This window comes from Nocardia sp. NPDC046763, assembly GCF_040645495.1.
Classification (GTDB): domain Bacteria; phylum Actinomycetota; class Actinomycetes; order Mycobacteriales; family Mycobacteriaceae; genus Nocardia.
In genome coordinates this window covers 1-2,696 of sequence record NZ_JBEYYI010000083.1, presented here as the reverse complement: position 1 = coordinate 2,696, position 2,696 = coordinate 1, and the positions used below count along the sequence as shown (strand labels likewise).

Sequence of the window (2,696 nt, the reverse complement as noted above, 5' to 3'; positions counted from 1 at the left end):
ACCACATTCGTGGTGGCGTCGTAGCCGAACAGGTAGTCGACGGTGGCGGCCATTTCGAACGCGCCCTTGTAGCCGTGGCGGCGCATGGCCTCGAGGCGCGGGCGACGCCGCCGGCGGCCGCGCCCACGATGGTGGCCAGAGCGGTGGCGATGAACAGCGCATTGCCCAGGCCCCAGCCGGCGCGGAAGCCGACGATCTGCCCGACCGTGCTGGAACTGCCTGCGAGAGCGGCGAACACGACGATGATGGCCAGGCCGGACAGCAGGGTCTTCTTGGCCCCGAAGCGGCTGGAGATGACGCCGGTGATGAGCATGGCCACGCCCGTGACCAGCATGTAGCTGGTGAACAGCAGTGTCACCTGGGACGGTGAGGCGTGCAGCTGCTCGCCGATCGGCTCGAGGATCGGATCCACCAGCCCGATACCCATGAACGCGATGACCGAGGCGAAGGCGACGGCCCACACCGATTTGGGCTGCTTGGGTTTCGAGCTGGCGGCATTGTCGGCGCCGACGGCCGCGGGGAAGGCGGGCCGGGTGATCGGGGTGCTGGTGGTCACTGGAGAGTCCTCATCTACGAATGATGGTGAGTCGCAGCTGCTTTCGGTCGAGTTGCGAGAGGCCGGATTCAGGCTCCGGCGGCCTTGAAGGCCTCGGCGAGGTCGTTCAGGTCCCGGCTCAGACGGGTGAGCAGGGCCGGATCGAGGTCGGGAAGGCGTGCGGCGAGGGAGTTTCCGAGGTGGTCCCGGGCGGCGGCCAGCCGGTCTCGTCCCGCGGGCGTGAGTTCGACGACCACGGCTCTGGAGTCGTCGGGATCCTTGGTCCGCGTGGCGAGACCGGCGTCGGTCAGCCGTCCGATCAGCGCCGTTGCTGCCGGTTGGGAGCATCGGTCGAGGCGAGCGAACTCGCTGATCCGCAGGGGGCCGTACTCGTCGAGGGTCCCGAGGGCCCGCATGACGGCGTGCGGAAGATCGATGCCGCCGAGTACTCCGGCCAGGCGGTTGAGCCGTGAGGTGGCGACGACGATGTCGACCAGCCTGTCCCCGGTGTCCTCCGGGGTGAGCTCGGTTGCCTGTCTCAGCTGCACCGATTGATTGTTGCATAAGCTAACTATCTATTTATATAGGCTAACGATATTTCGCCGAGTGAGATACGGCACAACGCAAACGGCCCGTGCGCAGCGAACTGCGCACGGGCCGTTTCCGGAAAGGATTCGCCGCTAGGCCGGACGGGCCAGCGGACGAGCGGGAGTGCCGAAGAGCTGGGCGTCGGCGTGGGCGCGCTTGAAGAACAGGTGCGCGTCGTGCTCCCAGGTGATGGCGATGCCGCCGTGCATCTGGACGGTCTCGGACACCACCGAGTTGAAGGTGTCGATGGCATGCAGGCGGGCGGACTGCACGTCGACGGCCTCGACCGCGCCCTCGGCCAGGCCCGCGATGGCCAGGTACGCAATGGAGCGGGTCGACTCGACCAGCACGTACATGTCGGCCATGCGGTGCTTGAGCGCCTGGAAGCTGCCGATCGGACGACCGAACTGCACCCGGGACTTGGAGTACTCGACGGTCATGTCGAGGCACTGCTCGGCCGCGCCGAGCTGCTCGGCAACCACTGCCGCCCAGGCGATTTCACGCAAGCGGGCGACATTTGGCTCGCCGAGCGGACGGGCCTCGACCGAGTCGAAGTCGATGCGCGCCAGCTTGCGGGTCGGATCCTGGGTGACGACCGCGGTGCGGGTGACGCCCGCGGCCTTGCCGTCCACCTCGAACAGGCCCGCGGCGGTCAGCACCAGCAGCGTGTCCGCGTGCACGCCGTCCAGCACGTAATGCGCCGAGCCCGAGAGCTTTTCGCCCTCGGCGGTGACCCCGAACGAGTCCCAGCCGCGCGGCCCGGCCCAGCACAGCGCCAGCGTGCGGACACCCTCGGCGACCTCCGGCAGCAGCCGCTCATTGGCCTCGGCGTTCCCGGCCAGCAGCAGCGCCTGCACACCCAGCACGGCCGAGCCGAGCATGGGCGGCGCGGACAGCGTGCGCCCGAGCTCCTCGACCACCAGCAGGGACTCGACCAGACCGACCCCGATGCCGCCGAACTCCTCCGGAATCGCCAGTGCGGCGACACCGACCTGCTCGCACAGCAGCTTCCACAGCTGCTCGTCGTAGCCGCGCTCGTTCTCCAGCCCGCGCCGCATGGCCGCGCTGTCCCCGTGCTTGGCCAGCACCGCGCGCACGGTCGTGGCGAGTTCCTGTTGCTCGGCCGTCAGGCTCATGCCTTCGCTCCCAACGTGTAGAAGTGGCGCGCGGCGCGTCGGCCCGGTGCGCTGATCAATGTGGTGCTACCCGGGGTGTTCGCCACCCTGGCAATGGATTTCGCCCCGACCTGCCGACAGTCCGCACGCGTTGTCATCGGTCTGCCCGCTCGATCTCGGCATGGGTGAATTCCCGGTGGCCGGGCGCGTACTCGCCCGTGGTCGAGGCCAAGAGCGATCGGACGCACCGGGCGACGAGCGGGGTGTGCACCCCGCCCGCGCACGATGCGTCGAGCGTTGCCGCGTCGGCCACCGGGGCGCTCATGCGACGTTTCCGGCGCGCAGTGCGGCGGCGATGCGGGCGCGGTGTTCGGCCGGGGTGCCCCAGGCTGAGCGCAACGCGGTGACCTTGGTCAGCCACAGCGACAGATCGCATTCGGCGGCGTAGCCGATGGCGC

General features: G+C 69.1%; 4 protein-coding genes and 2 pseudogenes. All 6 read right to left on the bottom strand.

What is annotated here, in order from left to right; all coding sequences use genetic code 11:
• Nucleotides 1-53: hypothetical protein (locus ABZ909_RS43500; protein ID WP_357012348.1), on the bottom strand; the 53-nt coding region annotated here is incomplete at its 3' end.
• A gap of 41 nt (nucleotides 54-94) precedes the next feature.
• A pseudogene (locus ABZ909_RS43495) lies at nucleotides 95-463 on the bottom strand (MFS transporter); the annotation flags it as partial.
• Between the two features lie 161 nt (nucleotides 464-624).
• Entirely contained in the window at nucleotides 625-1,083 is a 459-nt protein-coding gene (locus ABZ909_RS43490; RefSeq protein WP_357012346.1) for a MarR family transcriptional regulator, read from the bottom strand.
• 132 nt (nucleotides 1,084-1,215) lie between these two features.
• Nucleotides 1,216-2,259 (bottom strand): acyl-CoA dehydrogenase family protein, encoded by a 1,044-nt coding sequence (locus ABZ909_RS43485; protein WP_357012344.1) that lies wholly within the window; start codon nucleotides 2,257-2,259, stop codon nucleotides 1,216-1,218.
• 133 nt (nucleotides 2,260-2,392) lie between these two features.
• Nucleotides 2,393-2,563, bottom strand: a complete 171-nt coding sequence (locus ABZ909_RS43480) for a hypothetical protein (protein WP_357012341.1) — start codon at nucleotides 2,561-2,563, stop codon at nucleotides 2,393-2,395.
• Nucleotides 2,560-2,696 (bottom strand): annotated as a pseudogene (locus tag ABZ909_RS43475) (acyl-CoA dehydrogenase); the annotation flags it as partial. The gene ABZ909_RS43480 and the pseudogene ABZ909_RS43475, both read right to left, overlap by 4 nt.